Origin of the sequence: Sphingobium sp. DEHP117 (assembly GCF_030867385.1) — a bacterium.
GTDB lineage: Bacteria > Pseudomonadota > Alphaproteobacteria > Sphingomonadales > Sphingomonadaceae > Sphingobium.
On record NZ_JAPFBJ010000003.1, the window covers coordinates 69,427 to 92,689 of the forward strand.

General features: G+C 64.8%; 19 protein-coding genes and 1 riboswitch. Of the genes, 6 read left to right on the forward strand and 13 right to left on the reverse strand.

Going from position 1 to position 23,263, the window contains the following annotated elements; translation table 11 throughout:
* The first annotated feature begins 51 nt into the window (after nucleotides 1-51).
* Complete coding sequence (locus OOT33_RS12800) at nucleotides 52-2,115, forward strand: hypothetical protein (protein WP_307750412.1); 2,064 nt, start codon at nucleotides 52-54, stop codon at nucleotides 2,113-2,115.
* Here OOT33_RS12800 and OOT33_RS12805 read toward each other — a convergent pair.
* The 3 genes from OOT33_RS12805 to OOT33_RS12815 are packed head-to-tail and all read right to left on the reverse strand — an operon-like array spanning nucleotide 2,072 to nucleotide 4,691.
* Entirely contained in the window at nucleotides 2,072-2,458 is a 387-nt protein-coding gene (locus OOT33_RS12805) for a GtrA family protein (RefSeq protein ID WP_307750413.1), read from the reverse strand. The genes OOT33_RS12800 and OOT33_RS12805 overlap by 44 nt on opposite strands.
* A 13-nt stretch (nucleotides 2,459-2,471) precedes the next feature.
* The gene (locus OOT33_RS12810) at nucleotides 2,472-3,458 is read right to left on the reverse strand and encodes a glycosyltransferase (RefSeq protein ID WP_307750414.1); all 987 of its coding nucleotides are present in this window, start codon (nucleotides 3,456-3,458) and stop codon (nucleotides 2,472-2,474) included.
* Nucleotides 3,459-4,691, reverse strand: coding sequence for a glycosyltransferase (locus OOT33_RS12815; RefSeq protein WP_307750415.1), 1,233 nt, complete (start codon nucleotides 4,689-4,691; stop codon nucleotides 3,459-3,461).
* A 408-nt stretch (nucleotides 4,692-5,099) separates the two neighbouring features.
* On the opposite strand from OOT33_RS12815, the gene OOT33_RS12820 reads away from it, so the two are divergent.
* The 5 genes from OOT33_RS12820 to OOT33_RS12840 all read left to right on the forward strand — a co-directional run bounded on the left by OOT33_RS12820 (nucleotide 5,100) and on the right by OOT33_RS12840 (nucleotide 11,175).
* Nucleotides 5,100-7,085: a hypothetical protein gene (locus OOT33_RS12820; protein ID WP_307750416.1), complete on the forward strand. Its 1,986-nt coding sequence runs from the start codon at nucleotides 5,100-5,102 to the stop codon at nucleotides 7,083-7,085.
* The gene (locus OOT33_RS12825; protein ID WP_307750417.1) at nucleotides 7,082-7,684 is read left to right on the forward strand and encodes a hypothetical protein; all 603 of its coding nucleotides are present in this window, start codon (nucleotides 7,082-7,084) and stop codon (nucleotides 7,682-7,684) included. Before OOT33_RS12820 ends, OOT33_RS12825 begins: the two co-directional genes overlap by 4 nt.
* 61 nt (nucleotides 7,685-7,745) lie before the next feature.
* Nucleotides 7,746-9,290: an ATPase, T2SS/T4P/T4SS family gene (locus OOT33_RS12830; protein ID WP_307750418.1), complete on the forward strand. Its 1,545-nt coding sequence runs from the start codon at nucleotides 7,746-7,748 to the stop codon at nucleotides 9,288-9,290.
* Nucleotides 9,291-9,393: 103 nt separating this feature from the next.
* On the forward strand, nucleotides 9,394-10,185 hold the full coding sequence (locus OOT33_RS12835) for a methyltransferase (RefSeq protein ID WP_307750419.1): 792 nt from the start codon (nucleotides 9,394-9,396) through the stop codon (nucleotides 10,183-10,185).
* 69 nt (nucleotides 10,186-10,254) lie between these two features.
* The gene (locus OOT33_RS12840) at nucleotides 10,255-11,175 is read left to right on the forward strand and encodes an EamA family transporter (protein ID WP_307750420.1); all 921 of its coding nucleotides are present in this window, start codon (nucleotides 10,255-10,257) and stop codon (nucleotides 11,173-11,175) included.
* Nucleotides 11,176-11,184: 9 nt separating this feature from the next.
* Here the strand turns inward: OOT33_RS12840 and OOT33_RS12845 are convergent, their stop codons facing one another.
* The 10 genes from OOT33_RS12845 to ftsA form a co-directional block, all read right to left on the reverse strand.
* A complete protein-coding gene (locus OOT33_RS12845; RefSeq protein WP_307750421.1) occupies nucleotides 11,185-11,655 on the reverse strand; it encodes a methyltransferase in 471 nt (156 codons plus the stop codon).
* A gap of 36 nt (nucleotides 11,656-11,691) precedes the next feature.
* Nucleotides 11,692-13,254 (reverse strand): aminomethyl-transferring glycine dehydrogenase subunit GcvPB, encoded by a 1,563-nt coding sequence (gene gcvPB / locus OOT33_RS12850; RefSeq protein ID WP_307750996.1) that lies wholly within the window; start codon nucleotides 13,252-13,254, stop codon nucleotides 11,692-11,694.
* 139 nt (nucleotides 13,255-13,393) lie between these two features.
* The gene (gene gcvPA / locus OOT33_RS12855; RefSeq protein ID WP_307750422.1) at nucleotides 13,394-14,752 is read right to left on the reverse strand and encodes an aminomethyl-transferring glycine dehydrogenase subunit GcvPA; all 1,359 of its coding nucleotides are present in this window, start codon (nucleotides 14,750-14,752) and stop codon (nucleotides 13,394-13,396) included.
* A 3-nt stretch (nucleotides 14,753-14,755) separates the two neighbouring features.
* Nucleotides 14,756-15,523, reverse strand: coding sequence for a methyltransferase domain-containing protein (locus tag OOT33_RS12860; RefSeq protein ID WP_307750423.1), 768 nt, complete (start codon nucleotides 15,521-15,523; stop codon nucleotides 14,756-14,758).
* A 15-nt stretch (nucleotides 15,524-15,538) separates the two neighbouring features.
* A complete protein-coding gene (gcvH, locus tag OOT33_RS12865; protein ID WP_307750424.1) occupies nucleotides 15,539-15,910 on the reverse strand; it encodes a glycine cleavage system protein GcvH in 372 nt (123 codons plus the stop codon).
* 19 nt (nucleotides 15,911-15,929) lie between these two features.
* Complete coding sequence (gcvT, locus tag OOT33_RS12870) at nucleotides 15,930-17,063, reverse strand: glycine cleavage system aminomethyltransferase GcvT (RefSeq protein ID WP_307750425.1); 1,134 nt, start codon at nucleotides 17,061-17,063, stop codon at nucleotides 15,930-15,932.
* A 172-nt stretch (nucleotides 17,064-17,235) separates the two neighbouring features.
* Nucleotides 17,236-17,338: riboswitch (glycine riboswitch) on the reverse strand.
* 56 nt (nucleotides 17,339-17,394) lie between these two features.
* On the reverse strand, nucleotides 17,395-18,558 hold the full coding sequence (locus OOT33_RS12875) for a deoxyguanosinetriphosphate triphosphohydrolase (protein WP_307750426.1): 1,164 nt from the start codon (nucleotides 18,556-18,558) through the stop codon (nucleotides 17,395-17,397).
* Nucleotides 18,559-18,561: 3 nt separating this feature from the next.
* Complete coding sequence (locus OOT33_RS12880) at nucleotides 18,562-20,166, reverse strand: SPOR domain-containing protein (RefSeq protein ID WP_307750427.1); 1,605 nt, start codon at nucleotides 20,164-20,166, stop codon at nucleotides 18,562-18,564.
* Nucleotides 20,167-20,348: 182 nt separating this feature from the next.
* The gene (gene ftsZ / locus OOT33_RS12885) at nucleotides 20,349-21,833 is read right to left on the reverse strand and encodes a cell division protein FtsZ (RefSeq protein ID WP_307750428.1); all 1,485 of its coding nucleotides are present in this window, start codon (nucleotides 21,831-21,833) and stop codon (nucleotides 20,349-20,351) included.
* 159 nt (nucleotides 21,834-21,992) lie between these two features.
* Nucleotides 21,993-23,258 carry a cell division protein FtsA gene (ftsA, locus tag OOT33_RS12890; RefSeq protein ID WP_307750429.1) on the reverse strand — a complete coding sequence of 422 codons (1,266 nt, stop codon included), beginning with the start codon at nucleotides 23,256-23,258 and terminating at the stop codon, nucleotides 21,993-21,995.
* Between the last annotated feature and the right edge of the window lie 5 nt (nucleotides 23,259-23,263).

Below are 23,263 nucleotides of genomic sequence, written 5' to 3' on the forward strand. Positions count from 1 at the left end.
ACAGGAAGCGCGCTAACGACAAATAAGCACTTTGTGCGGTAAGCGGGCAGCATGATCATGCGCCCGCCATCTTCTGCCCTTAATCGTTCGGTGGCGATGAGCATCCATGTGATGCTGGCGCTTCTTGCGCTCGCAACGCTCGTGCAGGTCGCTGGAATGAGCGACCCCGGGGGCGGCCTGAGCTGGTTCCTGTTCATTCGTCAGGACATCGCGGCCATCGGCGTCATCCTCATCCTTTTCATCATGTGTCAGAGCGCAACTCCCGGCGGGAAACCCGGGAAGCGCGCGTTCGCCCTGCTGAGGGCCACTCCGCCGCGCTGGATGCTTTGGGCGGGAGCATCGCTGCTCGTCCTAGCGTGCTGGGCAGGCCACTATTTCGTCTTTCAGGGATATGACCTCAGCCGCGACGAGCAGATGGCTAATTTCGACGCCTGGATATTCACGCATGGTCGCCTGCTATGGGAGTTGCCGGAGCTCTGGCGCGGGCCGCAGGCAGCCGCACTCCATCAGTTGTTCATCCTGCCGATCGGCGATCACGAGGCCTGGGTTTCCAACTATCTTCCGGGAAATGCCGCGCTGCGCACGCTGGTGGGCGTGGTAGCGGATCCGGCATTAACCAGCCCGCTTGCCGCTGGAGCTGCCGCCATCGCGCTGTGGAAAATCGCCCGCCGCCTGTGGCCGGACGAGCCGGACAATGCCGCCGTGGCGGTGATCCTCCTCGCCACATCATCGCAGGTCCTTTTCACCGCTATGACAGCCTATGCGATGAGCGCCCATCTGGCGCTGAACCTAATCTGGCTGGCGCTATACCTCGCAGATCGGCCAAGATATCACGTAATGGCCGTCATGGTCGGCTTTGTCGCGACCGGGCTGCATCAGCCGATCTTTCACCCACTGTTCGTCGCGCCATTCATGCTGCTGCTCCTGCGCGACAGGCGCTGGAAACTGCTCTGCGCTTATGGCGCCAGCTATGCAGCAATAGCGCTTTTCTGGCTGGCGTGGCCGCTATGGTTGAGCGCACATGGCCTACACCAAGCCAGCAATCCGGGTGATGGGATCGGATTTTGGGATCGCATCCTGCGCATCGCGGCCCTGCCCGGCCCCGGCGCTTTGTGGCTGATGGCGCTCAACCTCCTGCGCCTCATCTCATGGCAGCACGCGCTCTTCCTGCCGCTGCTGGTCGTCGGCATGGTGCGCGTTTGGCGTGAACGAAATGATCTAGAGCGGATCGACATTCAGATGATGACGTGCGGAAAATGTCGGTTTTCCGTGACCCGGAGCGCAGCGTACTTAAGGTACGTGGGCACCGGAAGCGCGGGGGACCGGCATTTGCAGGCCGTCAGGGCTGAATGTCGATCCGCCCAAGGGGCTGTGGGGATTCAGTTCAGATGGAGCCGAAAAGGGGGATTTTCGAGCATCGGAGCGCAGCGTACTCAAAGGTACGTGAGCACCGAAGCGCAGAAAATAGCGCTTTGCAGGCCTATATGGGCTGAATCCCCACAGCCCCTAGGCCGCGCGTTGGCACTCGGTTGCCTACTCCCGCTCCCTGTCCTGCTCATCCTGTTGCCCTATCAGGGCCATGGCTGGGGCTATCGCTATCTGCACGGCGTGCTGGGCAACGCCGTTTTGCTGTGCGTTTTCGGGTGGCAATATCTCAAGCACGAGGCGGGCGTGCGCAATGCCATGGTCACGGCCACTGCCGCGACTTGCCTCGTGCTCATCCCAATGCATGGCTGGCAGACGTGGCGCATGGCGGGTGACTATGCGACCATCGACAGGGCCATTCAGGCCAGCCCGGCGCATTGGGCAATCGTCGACGACAGAGCCGCGCCCTTTGCCGAGAATCTGGTGATCAACAGCCCCGATCTCGGCACACGCCCCATCCGCCTGATGCAGAGCGAGCTGGCAAAAGTGCCGCTGTCGCGGCTCTGCGCTCAGGGTGATACAACGCTGATAGTCGGGGCAGATGCGCTCGCGCCGGTGCGCGCCCTTTTCGAGACGGGTGCGCACCAACCCACTGAGACCGCTATCCAGTCCGTCGACACGCGCCTTAAGGCAGCGGGGTGCAAGATCATTCCGTTTGCGGCGCAGGCCTCGCGGCAAACAGCCGGCTGAGGAAGACGAAGCTGAACGACGCCGTGAACAGCAGGTTGATTGCGTAAGCGATGCGCGCGCCAAAGCCACATATCTCCACCAGCACCGCAAGGCCGATCGTCCCGACGATGAACTGCCCGATATAGATCAGCGCGAACGACGACAGCATCCTCATGCTGCTCCGCTGGGTATCGCCGAAGGTGAAATTCTTGTTGAGGATGTAGCTCAGGCTCAGGCCGAACAGCCATGCCAGCCCGTTGGCGAGCAGATAGTGCGTATGAACCGCCAGCAGGAGCAGATAGACGGCATAGCAACTACTCGTCACCACCGCGCCCGACAGGACGAACCGCATCGCCCGTTGCACATGCGCCCCCATGTCAAAGGCTGCCCGACAGTCGCAGGCGGAGCCGGGGCCACACCCGTTCCCACAGCCGCGAATAGCGAAAGAACCGCACCAGCTTCGCTGGGGAGAGGCTCAGCAGCTCGGCCATCGCGCGAGGCATCGATCGCGCATTGCCGGAAAGGGCGCCAGCAAGTGCAACGTTAACGGCCATGGACGCCCGCGCCAGCCTCAGTGCAGCAGGGCGCCGATCCGCGGCGATGCCACGGCCATGGCGTTCCACGACGATGCGCAGCTGCTCCTCAAAGGCGTGAAGATCACGGCTGCCCTGCACGGTGAGAGACTGGCCGTGCACCCGGAAGGCCGTTGTCGCGAGCGAATTGCACGCCACTTCTCCAATCGCCGCCAGCTTGAGGTAGAGATCCCAGTCCGCAGTATACCACAGCGCTTCGTCCAGCCCTCCGGCGGCGAGCCAAGCATCCCTCCGGATGACGGGCGCGGGAATGGCCACGAAATTCTGCACGATCAGCCGCTCCGCGACGTCCGAACCGGCCCAAGCTCGCCCACCGTCGAGCGGACAATGCCAGCCGCCGATATCCCTGTCCTTGCCGTCTATGAGGCGCGATGGAAAGAGATGCATCGCTGCGTGCGGATGGCTGGCGATCGTCTGACGCACTGCCTCCAGCCTGCCGGGTAGCCAAAGGTCATCCTGATGGAGCATCGCAACATGAGGTGCACTGGCCTGGGCAACCGCAAGATTGGTTTTCTGTGTCCATGGCTTGATGTCGGGGCAAAACCGATAGCGGATTGCAAGGCGCGTGCGGAACCGGTCGACGATCTGACCGCAACGGCCATTCCCGCTGGAATCGAGGATGATGAGTTCGATCCCCGCCCCCTCTTGCGCGGCAACGCTTTCCAGCGTGGCTTCGAGATAGTCTTCGCCCTCATGCACCGGCATGACCACAGTCAGCCACGGGCGATCGCCGGCCGCATCTGCCAGAGCGCCCGCGCCTTGAGCAGACATTCAGCGCCCCTCGACCGGGAAATCCCGAAAACGGGCAATATTGCCGCCGAGTATCGCGAGGAGAAATCCCGCCATCCCCGCTTGCAGGCCGAGCGTGATCAAGGTGGTGCCCAACACAGCGGGCAGAATCGTGTAGATCGCGCCATAGTCGCGCTCGGTCCATTGCCAGAACACCATGCCAAGCGTTGCTGCACCACTGCAGCCCAGCAGTGCGCCGATGCCGAGCAGCTTTTCAAGCGACAGTCGCTCGACCAGCCAGCGGGTGCGCCGCGTCATCAGGCGATAGCCCTGCCTTGCTCCATAAAGCTGCGCCGAAATCGCTAGGATCAGCGCCATATGGCCCGTGCTGAGCGCAGCGGCGCCCAATATCGTCCAATAGTTTCCAACAGCGGGGAAGGTACCGGGTACGAGGGCATCGCTGATCGCCATCGCCAGCATCGCAAGCCCAAACAAGGACGCGACGCTACCGGGAACCCCGAAGATCCAGCGCGGGCTGAGCATCAGCAGATAGCGGAGGTGACGCCAGCCGTCGCGCCATGGCCGCAGATGGGGCGCACGGTCTCTCAGGTCTCGGGAGAGGCTCGCCGGCACCTCATCCATGCGCAGCCGCTTGAGCGCGCCCTTGATGACCATCTCGCTGGCAAACTCCATCCCGCTGCCGGTGAGGCCCAATGCGTGAAACGCATCCTTGGTAATCGCGCGCAGGCCGCAATGCGCATCGGAAACGCCACTGCGAAAGAACAGGTTGAGGATGCCTGTCAGCACCGGGTTGCCGATGTATCGGTTTTTCCAGGGCATCGCGCCCGGCTCGATTCCGCCCTTGAAGCGCGACCCCATGCAGATATCCGCGCCGTCATCCAGCCGGCCGATCATTGCTACGCCGTCGACGAAATTATAGCTGCCGTCGCAATCACCCATCAGGATATAGCGCCCGGCGGCGGCCCGGCATCCGCCGATCAGCGCCGCACCATAGCCACGCTCGGCCACGGGCACCACGCGCGCACCAAGGCTGCTGGCCAGCGCCTGGCTGCCGTCGGTCGAGCCATTGTCGGCAATGACGATTTCACCGGTCAGCCCATATCGCTCGAAAATCTGGTCCAGCGCGTCCTGCGCATTGGCAATGCAATGCCTCAGGCTGATGATCTCGTTGAGGCAGGGCATCACGATGGACACGTCGAGCAGATAGAGCTCGCTGTCCGCAACGAATTGCTGTGACGGGGAAATTACCGACATGCCGCCTCCTGGCGATAGCATGAGCCACGAACTTCACGCTGGGCGCTCGCCCTATGCTACCGCGAAAAACCGGTATGACTTCTATTGGCAGCTGGTTAACACTTTCTTATGACCACGCTAGGGGCTGTGGGGATTCAGTTCAGATGGAGCCGGGGCCGCAGGCGACCGCAGGGCAAAAGGGGGATTGGCGAGCATCGGAGCGCAGCGTACTTAAAGGTACGTGAGCACCGAAGCGCAGAAAATAGCGCTTTGTAGGCCTATATGGACTGAATCCCCACAGCCCCTAGGTCGAGCGAACTGCCGGTATGTGCAGGCCCATGATCCGGCGCCGCTCACCACAGCCGGTGCAGCTCCGCCAATAATCCCTTGTTAACCATAGTCGACTAGGCCTGCCCGGTAGGATAGGCCATGCATGTAACCGCAGACGATCTCTTCCAGCTTTTCGTGGCGACGTTGATCGCGCCTTTTGCGGGTCCGCTTGCCGGAGCCGCGATCATCTGGTTGGGAGAACGCGCCGGGTGGGTTGCGCGGATGAGCGGCCCGCGCACATTCGGCCTCGGCGCCATTGCCGGCCTGTGCGTCCTGCCGTCTTTCGATGCGCTGGCGATCCGCTGGATCGGCCTCGGGTCTGTGTCGCTCCTCCATGCCGCAGGCGGCATTCTCGGCCTCGCCTATTGCCTGCGCCTGTCATGGCCTCCCCTATCCCACTGGGTATGGGCAGGCCTGCTATGGTGGTGCCTTGTCGCCCTGTTCACCGTCGATGTCGCGATGGGGGGCGCTCTTTACCAAAGCACGCTTGTGTTCGATCTCGTCAAGCATGGCGCGGTGGTGGAGGCTATCGTCCGGAGCGGACTGCCGCTGTCGGACCCCTTTTTCAACAGGCCGGGTCCCGCAGGCTATTATTATTATTTCTACCTGTGGGGCGCGCAGACCGAATATCTGAGCGGCGGGCTGGCGAGCGGGAGGCTGGCCTTCACCGCCACGGCATTCTGGACGGCGATACCCTTCATCGCGGTTATGTGGGAGACGGCGCGGGCGGCCCACCTCATCCGGCCGGGCAGGGAGGCGCGTTTCTTAAGCATCTGCACCCTGCTGTTCTTCGTCAGCGGTGCGGACTTCCCGTTGGTCATCTTCCGCTCCTGGGCCGCTGAAACATGGATCGTGCAGGCGGAATACTGGACCGAGGAGGTGCGCTTCGCATCCGGCTCCGTCCTGTGGACGCCCCATCACATCATGAGTCTGTTGTCCGTCTTCACCGCGCTGCTCGCGGTCGGCAGGGTCAGGGCGAGCAGCGGGCGTCAGGCTGTGTTCTGGACGATCATCGCGGGCGGCGCATTTGCGGCGGCGTTCGGATCGTCGGTGTGGATCATGCTGACGGCCGTCGCGATCTTCGCCATCTGGGCGCTAGCGCGTGTCAGGCGCGATCCATGGATGATCGGGATCTTCGCCATCTGCGGCATGGTCGGCGCGCTGCTGGCGTCGGCGCAAATCCTCGATCTGCTGGCGGGGCGCGCACCGGGGCCGTTCCCCGTCGGCCTCACCATACGCCCCTTCATGGGAACCGCCTGGCAGAACGACCCCGAGTTGATCCTGCCGCTGCTGTTGTTCATGCCATTCCAATACGCCTTGCAATTCGGCGTCTTCGCGCTGGGCAGCTATATGTATTTCCGGGCGCGCCCTCCGGTGCGCGACGATCTTGGCGCAATGATGCGCTCGCTGCTCGTTGCCTCCGCCATCGGCGGCCTGATCGTGATGAGCTTCTTCAAATCGACGATCATCAACAACGACCTGGGCTGGCGCGCGCCCTGGTTTGCGCAGCTGCCCGCAATGATCTGGACCGCGGCCGTGATGCAGAACATGCCCCGCGCGCTCAGGATGGGGCGTATGTTCACCGCCCTGCTCGTGCTCGGCTTTCTGCCCAACCTGTGGAATCTGGTGAGTTCGCGCATCGCCTTTTACTCCGGCGTGCAGACGTCCATCCGCCTCTTCAGGCCGCACCCCTACTGCGATTACAGCCAGCGCGCCGCTTATGGTTGGGCCAATGCCCATCTTCCTCCCAGCTCGGTCATCCAACATAATCCGGCCACTGCGCGCCGGATCTTTGATTTCGGCCTCTATGGGCATTTCAGGACAGGCGTGGCCGATCGCGATGCCGTGTTGTTCGGCGCCTCGCGTGCCCAGGTGCAGCAGCGGATAGCGCGGTTGCGCCCGATATTCGAGCAGCCCATGCCGGCCGATCGCATCAAGTCGATCGCGCGGTCGGAAGGCATCGACTCCCTGCTGTTCACGGATCTCGACCCGGTCTGGCGCTCAAGGCGCGGTCCGCCTGCCGGCGTTCCCTGCGCATGGCGGGACGACCGGGCCTGCGTCGCCCTGGTGAAAGCGATCCCATGATCCGCTCGCTCGCAAAGCATGTCGGCCTCATGGCGATCGTCCCGGTGCTCGGGCTGCTCGGCCTCGTCGCGCTCATCCGCAGCCCGCTACTCGCCAGTGTCGACATATTGTTCTACCGTGGCACCCTGCTCTGTATCCTGATTTCCGCAGGCATCTTCGCGCTGGGGCTGGCGACAAGGCGACGCACCACACTCGGGGTTGAGAGCATCATCGCCGCCGCCGCACTTTCACTCAGCGTCAACCTGTGTTTTCTCATCGTGATCCCGGTGACGATAGACCGCTCCGTCAGCATATTTCTGCTCGCCAGCATCGAGAAGAACGACGGGGAATTGACCGCACACGATCTGCAGACGCTGTTCGTCAACGGCTATGTTCACGATTTGAGGCAGGTCGACCGCAGGATCCATGAACAGATCCGCTCCGGCAACATACGGATCGACAACGGAAAAATCGTCATGACCCAGCGCGGTCGAGCGTTTGTCCGCTTCTCGCGCACTGTCGCCGACGCGTTACACATTGACCCGCAATTTGTACGCGGCGGCCAGGCCCCAGACGCACTCGCCCCCGCCCCGGCCGAGCACCGCCAGCCCGGCGATTAGCAGTTTGTAAAAGTTTGCGCCCTATTCTGAACCCAGGAAGATTGGGCAAATCGGGCAGAAAATGAGCGCATTTGGACGGAAAAACGGCCCCGGGGCCATGCGGCCTGCCTTCGGCGTGGCCAAGCCCATGCAGGTTGTTACCCCGCAGTCCGCCGCGTCGGACAGACCGGCCGTCCCTGCGGACCCGATCGGCGGCGCCCAGTTCCCGCCGATAGACGCCACCACCCTGCCCCCGCTCGACGGTGAAGAGCTGTCGCCCCAGCAGACCAAGAACGCCGAGGCCATGGCGCGGCTGCAGGACCGCATGAACGCGGACCACAGTGCGCAGGAAGGCCCGCAAGGCTTCGAGGCCTCGGTTCACAAGATCAAGGAGCAGGTGCTGCCCCGCCTGCTCGAGCGCGTCGACCCCGAGGCTGCCGCGACGCTGACCAAGGATGAGCTGGCCGAGGAATTCCGCCCGATCATCATGGAGGTGCTCGCCGAACTCAAGCTCACCCTCAACCGGCGCGAGCAATTCGCGCTCGAGAAGGTGCTGGTCGACGAGCTGCTCGGCCTTGGCCCCTTGGAAGAGCTGATCAACGATCCGGACATTTCGGACATCATGGTCAACGGCCCGCTCCAGACCTACATCGAAAAGAAGGGCAAGCTCCAGATCGCGCCGATCCAGTTCCGCGACGAGGAGCATCTGTTCCAGATCGCGCAGCGCATCGTCAACAAGGTCGGCCGTCGTGTCGACCAGACGACGCCGCTGGCCGACGCCCGCCTGCCCGATGGCTCGCGCGTCAACGTGATCGTGCCGCCGCTGTCCTTGCGCGGTACCGCCATCTCGATCCGTAAATTCTCGGCCAAGCCGATCACGCTCGATAATCTCGCCGAATGGGGCGCGATGAGCCAGAAGATGTGCACCGCACTGAAGATCGCGGGCGCCTGCCGCTTCAACATCGTCATCTCGGGCGGCACCGGCTCGGGCAAGACGACGATGCTCAACGCGCTGTCCAAAATGATCGACCCCGGCGAGCGCGTGTTGACCATCGAGGACGCAGCCGAACTCCGCCTGCAACAGCCGCACTGGCTGCCGCTCGAAACCCGCCCCGCGAACCTTGAGGGGCAAGGCGCGATCACCATCGGCGATCTCGTCAAGAACGCCCTGCGTATGCGCCCCGATCGCATCATCCTCGGCGAAATTCGTGGCGCGGAGTGCTTTGACCTGCTCGCCGCCATGAACACCGGCCATGACGGCTCCATGTGTACGCTTCACTCCAACTCGCCCCGCGAGTGCCTGGGCCGTATGGAGAACATGATCCTGATGGGCGACATCAAAATCCCCAAGGAAGCGATCTCCAAGCAGATCGCCGACTCGGTCGACCTCATCGTGCAGGTCAAGCGCCTGCGTGACGGCTCCCGCCGCGTCACCAACATCACCGAGGTGATCGGCATGGAGGGCGAGGTGATCGTGACGCAGGAGCTGTTCAAGTTTGAATATCTCTCCGAAGACCCCAGCGGCAAGATCATCGGCGAATACCGCTCCATGGGCCTGCGCCCCTATACGCTGGAAAAGGCGCGCGGTTTCGGTTTCGATCAGGCGATGCTGGACGCCTGCCTGTAAACGGCGAGCGTCAACTCATCCCATAATCTCACAACAGTGCATTGCGCGGGCTGCGGCGCGCCTATAGTCTTCGGCGCTCCCCCCTCTTGCCGGAGAACCGTCGATGCCGCGCCTTCCCAAATGCCTCGCACTTGCCGCCATGCTCCCGCTCGCATTTTCGGTTGCGCCCCTATCGGCGCAACATCACGGCGCGCACATTGACCCGGCCATCGCCGCTGCCGTCGCGTCCTCTGCCCGCACGCCGGAGAACATGGCGCGCGACAAATATCGCCATCCCGCCGAGACCCTGACCTTCTTTGGCGTCAAACCCAGCGACACCGTGCTGGAATTCAACCCCGGCGGCGGCTGGTATACCGAGATTCTCACGCCGGTCGTGGCTGGCCATGGCCACTATATCGGCACGCAGGCGCCCGGCGCAGGGCTGGACAAGCTCAAGGCCCGGTTCACCGGCGCGCACATCCGCTTTGTCGATTGGCCCGTAGGCGACGTGATCCCGGCAGGCAGCGTCGATACCATCCTCACCTTCCGCAACGTCCATAATCTCGTGATGAAGGACGCGGCGCCCGCCGCCTTCGCGACCTTCTTCAAGCTGCTGAAGCCAGGCGGCACCTTGGGCGTGGTCGATCACCGCCTGCCTGAGACACGCGACTCGGCCATGGAAAAGACCAGCGGCTATCTGAAGCTATCGACCGTGCGCAAGCTGGCGGAGGACGCGGGCTTCGTGCTGGAGGCACAGTCAGAGATCAACGCCAACCCCAAGGACAGCGCAGATTGGGAGAAGGGCGTGTGGACGCTACCGCCCACGTTGACGAACGGCGCGGTCGATCGCGACAAATATCTCGCCATAGGGGAAAGTGACCGCATGACGCTGCGCTTCCGCAAGCCGAAGAGCTGACCAACCCGCGCGTCACCAAGGGCGGGGTCAAGGCATTGCACTAAAGACCATTCGTGCTAATGGAGGCCCATGCCTCCGCCCACCTCCCCGCCCCCCTCACGTCCGCTCTATGCGCTGACGTTGCGGCTGCTTTCGATGCTGGCCGTCTCGATCATGTTCGCCAGCGTGAAATGGCTGAGCGAACATGGCGTGAACATCGTTGAATCGCTGTTCTATCGCCAACTATGGGGGATGCCCATCGCGCTGGCGGGCGTGATGATGGGGCCAGGGCTGGCCGCGCTCAAGACGCGGCATCTCGGCGGACATGTCAGCCGGGCCACGCTCGGCTCGATGGGCATGGTGCTGAATTTCGGAGGATATATCCTTTTGCCGCTGGCTGAGGCCACGACGATCGGCTTCAGCATGCCGATTTTCGCAACCCTGCTCTCGGTCATGCTGCTCCGGGAGCGGCCGGGCATCCATCGATGGGCGGCGGTTATTATGGGCTTCCTCGGCGTGCTGGTCATCGTCGGTCCGGGGCATCATGCAGGCGTTACGACGTTGGGGATCATCGTTGCGGTAAGTGCGGCGGTAGTGACCGCCTGCATCTCCTTGCTGTTGCGTCAGCTGAGCCAGAAGGAGCATTCCTCCGTCATCGTCTTCTATTTCACCTTGCTGCCGCTGCCGTTTCTGGGGCTGGCGATGTTGTGGTTCGGGCAGGCCCACGACGCTGCGACATGGGCCATGTTGATCGTGCTGGGAACAATGGGCGGCATAGCCCAGCTGCTCATGACCGCCGCGTTGCGCTGGGGGCCTGTGTCGCTGGTGCTGCCGATGGATTACTCGTCCCTGCTCTGGTCCACATTGCTCGGCTGGCTGGTCTGGCAGACATGGCCCGGCAACTCGACCTGGGCAGGAGCAGCTATCATCGCGGGCAGCAGCCTCTACATCCTGTGGCGGGAGCGTGTGAAGCATCGGGAATCGATCGACCGGGAAGTCACAGTGCCCTGAAAGCAAAGGCTACATCCAGCGGCGCACCCGCTGCCTGTATGCGCGATAGGCGTCGCCGAACTTGGTTTCCAGATACCGCTCCTCGCGCGCAATCACCTGAGTCTGGATGACGATGATCACCACAGGCAACAGCAAAAGCGCACCGGCGCTTGCAAATGCAAACCCCAGCCCGGCGTAGAGCAGGGCCATGCCCAGATACATGGGGTTACGCGTGAAGCGATACACGCCGCTGTCCACCAGCGCCGTTGCGGTTTTCCAGGGCTTTACGTCGGTCCCCGCCCGCCTGAACAGCCCGCTCGCCGCCAGCAGCAGCCCCGCGCCGGGCACGATAAGCGCAATCGCCAGCACGCCGCGCGTCAGCGGCGGCAGGCCCAGCGGCTGGCCAATCGCCCTGTCCGCCGCCAGCCCGATCATCAGAAATCCCAGATACACAAACGGCGGCGGAAACGTGACATGCGCGCTGTCGTCGTCGGCTTTCATCGGCTTGCTCCCCACCCCTGTCAGGCGGGGCGCAGCTTATTCTGCCGCCGCCTGCACGGCAAGCCCGCCCGCTTCCTCCCACGCCAGCCGGGGCTTGCGCGCGGCGAGCGTCTCGTCCAGCCGCCGGCGCGGCGCGAACCACGGCGCGCCCTTCAGCGACTCGTCGCCCGCCTTCGCCCTTTCGGCGACAGACCGCAGCGCCATGATGAACTGGTCGAGCGCTGCCTTGCTCTCCGTCTCGGTCGGCTCGATCAGCATCGCGCCATGTACCACCAGCGGGAAATACATCGTCATCGGGTGATAGCCCTCGTCGATCAGCCCCTTGGCGACATCGAGGGTCGAAAAGCCCTCTGCCAGCCCTTTGTCGGAGAACAGCGCCTCGTGCATGCATGGGCCGGTCCCGCCGAACGGTGCATCCACCACATCCTCCAGGCTGCGCAGGATGTAATTGGCGTTGAGCACCGCATCCTCCGCCACCTGCCGCAAGCCGTCCGCACCGTGCGAGAGGATGTATGCGAGGGCGCGGGTGAACATGCCCATCTGGCCGTGAAATGCGACCATGCGGCCGAAAGCCTGGCCATGGTCCGCACCCGCCGTCTCCTCCTCGACGAGGTGGAAGCTGCCGTCCGCCTGCCTCTCAACAATCGGCAGCGGCGCAAACGGCGCCAGCGCCTCGCTCAGCACCACCGGCCCGCTGCCCGGCCCGCCGCCGCCATGGGGGGTGGAGAAGGTCTTGTGCAGGTTGATGTGCATCGCGTCGACGCCGAGGTCGCCGGGGCGCACCCGGCCGACGATCGCGTTGAAGTTCGCGCCGTCGCAATAGACGAACGCGCCCGCCGCATGCACGGCGTCGGCGATCTTCTTCATGTCGCGCTCGAACAGGCCACAGGTATTGGGGTTGGTGATCATCACCGCCGCGACGTCGCAGTCCGGCCCGCCCACCCCGAGGCGCGCCTCCAAAGCCTCAAGGTCCACCCGCCCCTCTGGCGTTGCCGGAATATCCTCCACCGCATAGCCGCAGAAGGCCGCCGTGGCCGGATTGGTGCCATGTGCGCTTTCGGGCACAAGGATGACGGAACGCGCGTCTCCCCGCGCTTCCAGCGCCGCGCGGATCGCGAGCAGCCCGCACAGCTCGCCATGCGCACCCGCCTTCGGGCTCATCGCCACCGCCGCCATGCCGGTGAGGGTCTTCAGCCACTGGCCCAGCTCATGGATGACAGCAAGCGCACCCTGCACCTCAGACTGGGGTGACAGGGGGTGCAGATCCGCAAAGCCCGGCATCCGCGCTACTTTTTCATTGAGGCGCGGATTGTGCTTCATCGTGCAGGAGCCGAGCGGAAACAGCCCTAGGTCGATGGCGTAATTCTGGCGCGACAGGCGGGTATAGTGCCGCACCGTCTCCTGCTCGGAAAGGCCCGGCAGGCCGATGGGCGTTGCCCGCTCCATGCCACCGAGGCGACTCGGCGCGGCGGGTACATCGGCCAGATCCACCCCGGTGCGGTCCGTGCTGCCGATCTCGAAGATCAACGGCTCTTCAAGCATCAGCGCGCGGTTGCCGGTTGCGGTCGGCGCAGCGATCAGCGCATCCGAAGCAGCCATTTCGGGCTTCCATCCGCTTTGGTTGCCAATTGCCTTGCCGCTCATGCCAGCACCTCCTCAGAGCGATTTCGAAGCAGGCGCCTGCCTGCTGACTCGGAAATCGCGGTCAAACAAAAAAATTGGAAGCGGTCATCCATCATTATTGGATCACCGCTTCCAAACCTGCGCACAAGGCATCGACATCCTCGTCCGTCGTCGTCTCCGTCACCGCGACGACGAGGCCGTTCGAAAGCCCCTCTTCGCCCGGAAACAACCGCCCGAGCGAGACGCCCGCCAAAATCCCGCGCGCTGCCAGCGTGCGCACAACCTCGCGCGCATCCTTCTCAAGGATCACCGTTAACTCATTGAAAAAGCTGTCGTTCAAAACCCTGACGCCCGGCACAGTGGCGAGCTTGTCCGCCGCCCGCACCGCCAGCGCATGATTGAGCGCAGCCAACTCGCGCAGCCCCCTCTCGCCCAGCAAGGTCATGTGGATGCTGAACGCCAGCGCGCAAAGCCCTGAATTGGTACAGATATTCGATGTCGCCTTCTCGCGCCGGATATGCTGTTCGCGCGTGGAGAGCGTCAGCACGAAACCGCGCTTGCCTTCCGCGTCCACCGTCTCGCCGCACAGGCGGCCCGGCATCTGCCGCACATATTTCTGTTTGCAGCCAAAGAGGCCAAGATACGGCCCACCGAACTGCAGGCCGACGCCGAGCGACTGCCCCTCGCCCACCACAATGTCCGCGCCCATCTCGCCGGGCGAGCGAATGGCGCCCAACGCCACCGGCTCCGTCACCACCACGACCAGCAGCGCGCCCTGCGCCCGCGCCGCCGCGCCGATCTCTTCCAGATCGGGCAGGCGACCCAATATGTCCGGATACTGCACCACGACGCAGCTCGTCTCCCCGTCGATCCGCGCGATCAGACCGGCATTGTCGGGCTTGGGCTGGATCGAGGGCAGCGAGTCGGCAATCGTATAGTCCGTCACCTTGGACATGGTCTTCACGACCTGTGCATAATGGGGGTGCAGCGCGCCTGAGAGCACGGCCTTCTTGCGCTTGGTAATGCGTGCGGCCATCGCCACCGCCTCCCAGCACGCGGTCGAGCCGTCATACATGCTGGCGTTGGCGACATCGCAGCCGAGCAGGCGCGCAACCTGGGTCTGAAACTCGAACAACATCTGGAGCGTGCCCTGCGCGATCTCCGGCTGATAAGGCGTATAGGCGGTGAGGAACTCGCCGCGTTGAATGAGGTGATCCACCGAAGCGGGGATATGATGGCGATAGGCCCCCGCGCCGAGGAAAAACGGCCCGTCCCCCGCCGCCCGGTTCTGCCGTGCCAGCGCACCCATGTGCCGCTCCACCGCCAGCTCGCTCGCATGATCAGGCAGGCCCGCGATCTTGGCGGTGAGCTGAGCCTCAGCAGGCACATCGACGAACAAATCGTCGATGCTCGCGGCGCCGATGGTGTCCAGCATCGCGCGCCGGTCTGTGTCTGTCAGGGGAAGATAACGCATAAGTTACGGTTTCCTCATTGAAAATCTCAGGCGCACATAGTCCGCCCGCCACACGCCGTCCTCGCCCTGCATCGCGGCAGGCAGGCGCGCGGCGGCAGCATCGAACAGCGCCTCGCGCTCCGCTTCGGCCACGCCGACGACATCGCAATAACCGCTGCGAAAGGTGCGGAACCATCCCTGCGGTCCGGCGGGCAGCGGCGTCGGCCGGTCGATCAACCGCGCGTCAATGTTCCCGAACCCCGCCGCGCCATAGATCGCGCCGAATTCTTCTGGCGACGGGTACCATTGCTGGTCCCCTGCTGGCAGCTCATAGCCCCGCGCCTCCAGCTCGGCATTGAGCGCGGCGCGCATTGCGCGGACATTGCCCGCGCCGCCCATCTCGCCCACGAAACGCCCACCGGACTTGAGCGCGCGAAACACGCCAGCCGCTACCGCCGCGCCATCAAGCATCCAGTGCAGCGCCGCGTTGGAAAAAACGGCATCGAACGCATTGACGAAGCTCAATTTTTCGCCGTCAGCCACCGCCGCATCCAGCCCACGCTCACGCGCCGCCGCCACCATATCCGCCGAGGCATCCACCGCGGTAACAATCGCGCCCGCGTCCACCAACGCCTGCGTCAGCGTGCCGTCGCCGCAGCCCAGATCGAGAATATGTTCGCCCGGCCCGGGATTGAGCAGCGCCACCACTGGCAGGCCGAGCGCGGGCACAAACGCACCATTGCGGCCATAATCGGCGGCGTTCCACTGGCTCGACTGGTTGGGCGCTTTCATTGCCAGGCGCTCAGCTCACAGCCCGTCGACATATTTGGCGTATGCGGCTTCGTTCATGAGCGACTCCAACTCGCTCGCATCGGTGAGGCGCAGCTTGAAGAACCAGCCATCCTCCTCTGCGTCGGAGTTGACCAGCGCAGGCTCGCCTTCCAGCGCGGCATTGGCCTCGATCACCTCGCCGGAAACCGGCGCATAGACATCCGACGCCGCCTTTACCGACTCGACCACCGCCGCGTCGTCACCCTTGTCGAAGCTCTTGCCCTCCTCAGGCAGCTCGACAAACACGATATCGCCCAGTTGCTCCTGCGCATAGTTGGTGATGCCGACCGTGGCGACCTCGCCCTCGACATCGATCCACTCATGGTCTTCGGTGAAATAACGGCTCATAAAAGGTGGCTCCTTTCTGTCAGGACGGTTGGCGATGATAACGATGCGGCACGAACGGCATGGGCGCGACCCGCGCGGCAAGGCGCTTGCCGCGCACTTCGATCTCCAGCGCAGTGCCAGTCGCGGCGTGCGCGGCGGCGACCCAGCCCATCGCGATCGGCACGCCGAGGCTGGGCGAATGGCCGCCTGAGGTCACGGTGCCTACCCTGGCCCCGCCTGCGTAAATCTCCGCCCCTTCCCGCGCGGGCAGCTTGCCCTCGATGCTGAGGCCAACCCGCTTCACCGGCGCGCCTTGGGCCAGCTCGCGCGCCACGCGCTCATGGCCGATATAGCCGCCCGCCTTGCGGCGTTTCTTCAGGATCGCAAAGCCCAGATCCGCGCCGATCACGCTGATCTCGGGCGAGAGGTCATGCCCATAGAGCGGCAGGCCAGCTTCCAACCTTAAGCTGTCACGCGCGCCAAGGCCGATGGGCTTCACCTCCGCCTGGGCGCACAGCGCATCGGCAAAGGCTTCCGCCGCTTCCGCCGGCAGGCTGATCTCGAACCCGTCCTCGCCGGTGTAGCCGGAGCGGCTGACCCACAGATCATGCCCCTGCCACGCAAATCCCGCGCACTGCATGAAGAACAAGCCTTCCACGCCCGGCACCAGCCGCGACAGCGCCACCACCGCCTCAGGCCCCTGAAGCGCCAGCAGCGCATGCTCATCCATCAGGTTCATCGTCACATCGTCGGGCAGATGCTCGATCAGCCAGCCGATATCGTCATATTTGGTCGCGCCGTTTACGACCATGTAGATATCGTCCGGGCGGCGGGAGACCATCAGGTCGTCCAATATCCCGCCCTCCTCGTCGAGCAGCAGCGAGTAGCGCTGCCGCCCTACGGCGAGGCTTGTGACACTGGCGGGGATGATCGCCTCCAGCGCCGCATCCAGCCCGTCTCCGGTGAAGCACAGCTGCCCCATATGGCTGACATCGAACAGCCCGGCATGTGCGCGCGTCCACAGATGCTCAGCCATGATGCCCTCATACTGGATCGGCATCATATAGCCCGCGAACTCGACCATCCGCGCGCCGCGCGCCCGATGCCAGCCGTCGAGCACCAGCTCCTGCGGCGGCAGTTCCTCCTCAATGTCGATATCGGGTTCGGCGCTCATCTTCTGGTTCCTTGACTCGAGTGCAGCCACGCGCGACGCGCCAACAAGCGCGCCTGCCCGGCTACCCCCTCTGTCACGGAACCTGAGAGTTTTGACCGCATGATGCCCGGCTGGACATACGCGGCTTACCCCTTCGGTGGGGCGGTGACCCGCCCGCTTTCCAGAGTGCCTCGTTCAGGATGCGGTCCTGTGGCCTGAGAGTTTCCGGGGCGGTTGCTCCTTCGGCGGCTTTGCTTGGGGTTGCCCCCGGCTCAGCGCTCTCCCGCATCCTGCCCGCACCGAATCCTCGGCGCGGAGACAGGCAGAGCCTTGGCCTTAACGGCGGCAGCTGTCAATCAGTGGTGGAAGGCTTCCCGAAGATTACTTCATATTGCCGCTCGGCATAGCGGTCCGTCATGCCGGCAATATAGTCGCCGATATGGCGGCTGCGCTGCGGTTCGTCCTCCGCCGTCGCGCCCTGCCACGCCGCGCCCATCAGCGCCGGGTCATCCCTGTAGGCTGCAAACAGGCTCGCGACGATCGCGCGCGCCCGCTCCGCCTCGGCAAGCTGCGACTCGTGGAGATAGAGATTGTCGTACATGAAGCGGGACAGCGCCTTTTCCTCCGCCGCCAGTGGCCCCGAAAAGCCAACCAGGCGCCTGCCGCACGCGCGCACATCGGCAACGCTGCCGACCCCCGACTCCGCAATCGCGCGCGCGCTCGTCTCGATCACGTCATTGACCATCCGGCCGATCTGGTCGCGGATCAGCTCGCGCGCGAGGCGGTCCTCCGCCACATCGGGATAGCGCGCCCGCACCGCGTCCCACCCCTCGCGTACCAACGGCACTGCGCAAATCTGATCGATACTCAGCATCCCGGCGCGCAGGCCGTCGTCGATGTCGTGATTGTCATAGGCGATGTCGTCCGCCACCGCCGCGACCTGCGCCTCCAATGAAGGCCAGCTTTCCAGCTCCAGCGGATAGAGCGCATCCAGCTCCGCCATTGCCCATGTTGGATCGGTGATGGGGCCATTGTGCTTGGCCAGCCCCTCCAGCATGTCCCAGCTCAGATTGAGGCCGGGGAAGCGCGGATAGGGGCTTTCGAGCAGCATCAGCACGCGCAGGCAATGCGCGTTGTGATCGAACCCGCCGACCTCGGCCATCGCCTCCTCCAGCGCATGTTCGCCCGCATGGCCAAACGGCGGGTGGCCGATATCGTGCGCAAGGCACAGCGCCTCGGTCAGGTCCTCGTTCAACCCTAGCGCGCGGGCAATCGTGCGGCCGATCTGCGCAACCTCGAGGCTGTGGGTGAGGCGCACACGATAATGATCGCCGTCAGGCGCCATGAACACCTGCGTCTTGTGGCGCAGGCGGCGAAAGGCGATCGAGTGGATGATGCGATCCCGGTCGCGCTGAAACACATCGCGCGGGCCGCGCTGTTCGCCACCGCCCTCGGGGTGGAGCCTGCCCCGGCTCGCTTCCGGCAGGCACGCATAGGGCGCGAGCGATGCTGCCATCGCTCAGTTGCCGCCGAGAGCTTCCAGCTCCTCGCCCGCGTCAGACCGCCAGACGAACGCATCGCTGCCGCCCTTCTTGAGGTCTGCCTCCACCGCCTTGGCGCGGTCGAGGTTCTTGAACGGGCCGACGACCAGCCGGTTGGTCGCGCCCCACGCGGCGGAGAAGCCATCCTGTTTGGCGAGCGCATCATGCTCTTTCTTCATGCGCTTCAGCGTGAAGGCGAGCGCGCTCTTGTTGCGCCCGGTGCCGATCTGCACCCAATAGCGCGCCGGGTTGGCGGCAAGGCGCTTCTTTTCGGCATCCGCCTTGGCTTTCGCCTCGGCCTCCGCCTTCTTCTTTGCAGCGGCCTCCTGCGCCTTCTTGCGCGCCGCCCTCATCGAGGCGACGTCGGAAAGGTCCACGGCTGCAACGCGCGGGGCGAGTTCAGACTGCGGAATTTCCACCTCGGCCATGATGTCGGCAAGGGTGCGCGTAGACGTTCCCGGTGTCGGCGCGGGCCGTGCGGCTGGCGGCGGCGAAGCCCTCACCGGGGCAGGCGCTGGCGCAGCGGCGGCGGGTGCTGGCGGCCCCTGCACTGTGCGTGGAGCAGCCGGGGTAGCTGGAGTGGCTGCCGCCACCTGCGCCACCGGCGCCCGGCTTTGCGTCGGGGCGGGCTGCGTCGCTGTCGGTGTTGGCGCGGGCCGTTGCGGTGGCGGCGAGACAGGTTTGGCCACCGGCTGTGTCCGGGCGACCGGCGCCTGCACGGGTGCGGGCTGCGGCTGGCTCTGCTGCCGGGGCGCGGGTGCGGGCGTTGGCGTGGGCGCAGCGCGCGCGGGCGTGCTCCCCGCTGCCGACGCCACCTGCACATTCACCAGCCCCGGCGGAAAGCGGCCCATATGCACCGCGGCCGCGCGTTGCGCCGGGCTGAGCGCGGTCATCCGTTCCAGATAGGGGCGGATCGCCGCGGCCAGCTGGGTCGGCATCACCTTGTTCGCGATCGAGATCGCCTCGCTTGTCCGCCCGTTCATCGCGAGGATGAAGGCCTTGTCGCGCCACGCGCCGCGATCGCTCTTGTAGAGCAGCGGTTGCAGCGCCTTGTCGGCGAGGTCCACCTGCCCCGATATGCCGTAAGACACCGCCTGCCGCCGCATCACCCGCGCATCGTCCGGGTTGATCCGCAGGGCGGCGGCATAGTCGGCCTGCGCGCCCGACTGATTGGCGGCAAGGTCGCGCGCCAGGCCACGATCGGCAAGCAGGCCAAAATCGCTATATCCCAGATTGCCCGCCAGCTCCATCAGCCGGAGGCCATCGCCCACCTGATCGAGCTGGAGCATGGCGCGGCCAAGCCCCGCCTTCACGCGGCCATTGTCGGGTGCCACATCATCCGCCCGGCCGAAAAAACCGAGCGCCGAGCGCGGGTCTTCCAGCTCCAGCGAGGCCTCGCCCGCGCGGATCAACGCATCGAGATCGCGCGGGCTGGCGGCCAGCCGCGTCATCGCGGTGGCGAGCGCCGTGCCGGCATCGGTCGGCTTCAGCTGCAACTGCGAGGACGGCGTCGCCATCATCTGCGCCTGCGCCAATGGGGGTAGCGCCACGGCCCAGAGCAGCCCGGCGGCCACCGCGGGCATTGATCGCGAAATGCTATACGGCCTCATCGAATATCCTAGCGAGAGCTTGCGGCATCGCGCCAAAACATGGCAACCGGTGTTTGGCAAAAGCGATGCGAATACAAAAGCTTGAAGCGCGCTGTTTGATCAACGTTGAACACCACGCGCTCCAACGGATCCGCACCCCCGAAGCGGAACCAATCTTACTGATTGCCCTGACGATTGAGGAACTGCGGGAACTTGGTCACCGGCGGGCCGCTATCGTCGTCGTCATCGTCATCGCTGCTCGATCCACGCCCCAGCCCGCGAGACAGGCCGGACATGCGCTCGAACAAGGTTCCGCCTGCGGGCTTTGATGCAGGGGCGGGAGTCGGCGCTGCCGGGGCGGGAGCAGGTGCTTCCGGCTCCACGCTCGCCTCCGCGCCGAGCAGCAGCTCATCATTGCCGTCGATATCATCGAACCGGGCAACAGGTGTCGACTGCGAGAGCGGGGGAAGCGGCATCGGCGAAGCCGTCGGCTCCACCACCTCGGCCTCGACTTCTTCGATGATCTCCGTTCCGGCGAGATCCATGGACCCGTCGGCCTCGGGGGCGACTTCCGCCGGTGCGTCGAACATGCGCGGCGCCGCCTCGGCCGCTGGCGCCACTGCGGGCGCTGCCGCTGCACCAGTTGAGCGGGCGGTGCTGGAGAAGCTGAACGGCTGGGTGGCGGCGGCCGAACCGTCGCTGTCGATTCCGGTCGCGACGACCGACACGCGGATCTTGCCGTTGAGATTGTCGTTGAACGCCGAACCCCAGATGATGTTCGCGTCCGGGTCCACCAGCTCGCGGATATGGTTTGCCGCCTCGTCAACCTCCATCAGGCGCATGTCCTCGCCGCCGGTGATCGAGACGATGACGCCCTTCGCGCCCTTCATCGATACGCCGTCGAGCAGTGGGTTGGCGATCGCCTTCTCGGCTGCGGCCAGTGCGCGTCCATCGCCCTCTGCCTCGCCGGTGCCCATCATCGCCTTGCCCATCTCGCCCATCACGGAGCGCACGTCGGCAAAGTCGAGGTTGATGAGGCCGGGCATGACCATCAGGTCGGTGATGCCGCGCACGCCCTGCTGCAGCACCTCGTCCGCCATCAGGAACGCTTCCTTGAAGGTGGTGTTCGGGTTGGCGACCAGGAACAGATTCTGGTTGGGAATGACGATCAGCGTGTCGACATGCTTCTGCAGCTCCTCGATCCCCGCCTCGGCAGAGCGCGCCCGGCGTGAGCCTTCGAAGGTGAACGGCTTGGTGACGACGCCGACGGTGAGAATGCCCTTCTCCCGCGCGGTCTTGGCGATGACCGGGGCGGCGCCGGTGCCGGTGCCGCCGCCCATGCCTGCGGCGATGAACACCATATGCGCGCCTTCGAGCGCCTGCTCGACCGAGAGGATCGTCTCTTCAGCCGCCGCGCGGCCGATCTCGGGGCGGGAGCCTGCGCCCAGCCCCTCGGTAATACGCGGGCCGAGCTGGATGCGCCGCTCTGCGGGCGAAGCGTTGAGCGCCTGCGCGTCGGTATTGGCGACGATGAAATCGACCCCCTCGACCTGCGCCGCGATCATGTTGGCGATGGCGTTGCCCCCTGCCCCACCAACGCCGATCACGCTGATGCGCGGCTTCAGTTCATCCACAAGCGGCGGTCCGATTTCGATGCTCATATGCTTGCTCCCTGGGGCATTCCCCACCCTCAACCTTGCCTATACTTCCCGCGCGAAGCGGCTGCGCGTCTCACACTTGCTTCATGCACGAGATGGATCGGCAATTCACCCCTTTTTTAACCATTTTTTACCGTTTGCCCCATCCTTCATCGCCCAGGATCAATAATTCGTCTTGAGCGCGTGCATAAGCCTTTGCCAGAGGCCGCCTTTCGCGCCGCCCGATCCCTTGGATCCGCCAGCGCTTCCCGGCCCGCCAATGTCGAGCGGCTTGATATGGCCATAGAGCGCCAGCCCGACCAGCGTGGCGAACGCGGGGCCGGCATGCGCCTCGGGCAGCGCCGCTAGCCCGCGCGGCCGCCCGATCCGCACCGTGCGCCCGAGCGCGCCCTGCGCATAGTCGGCAATGCCCTTCATCTCCGCGCCGCCGCCAGTCAGCACAACCTGTCGCCCCGCGGGCGCGCCGAAACCCAGTTCCTTCAGCGCCTCGTTCACGCGGGAGAGGATCTGATCGAGCCGCTGGCAGATGACGGCGACCAGCGCCGCCCGCGTAATCTTTCCGCCGTCCGATCGCTCTCCCTCCGCCACATTGGGAACGATCTCTATCATCTCCCTGAAATCGCGCGGGTTCTGCATGGCGGAGCCGTAAAAACATTTCACGCGCTCCGCCTGGCTGCGGCGGATGCCGAACGCCGAGGCAATATCGTCCGTGATGTCGGATGCGCCCATCGGGATGCTGTGCATGCCGAGCAGCACGCCACCGGCATAGACCGATACGTTGGTCACCCCTGCCCCCAGCTCCACCAGGGCCACGCCGAGGTCGCGCTCCTCCTCGCTCAGGCACGCCATCCCGGTCGCGAGCGGCGCGGCGATAATGGCATTGACGTTAAGATAGGCGCCGCGCACGCACGCTTCCATGTTCGCAAGCGGCGCGCCGTCCGCCATCACCACATGGATGTCCACGCCCAGCCGGTCCGCATGCATGCCCTCGGGCTTGCGCACGCCCTCGTTGCCGTTGATCGTATAGCAGGCAGGCTGCGCATGCAGCACCACCTTGCCGCCCGGGTCGATGCTGTCTCGCCCCAGCTCCAGCAGGTCGTCGATGTCGGTCTGTTCCACGCGCAGCCCACCGAGCGCCCGCTCGACCGAGACGACGTCGCTCACCTGATTGCCGCCGGAAAAGCCGACCCACACGTCCTCGATATTGCTGCCCGCAACGCGCTCCGCCTGCTCCACCGTCTCGCGGATCGCCATCTCGGTGCGTTCCATGTCGGCAATGAAGCCGCGCCGCACACCCCGGCTCTCGCGCTGGCCGGTGCCCAGCACCTCCAGCTCGCCCGCATCATTCAGGCAAGCAATAAGGGCGGAGATCTTCCATGATCCGATGTCGACTGCCGTGATGAGGGTCCGCTTGCCCGGTGCCGCCATGCCGA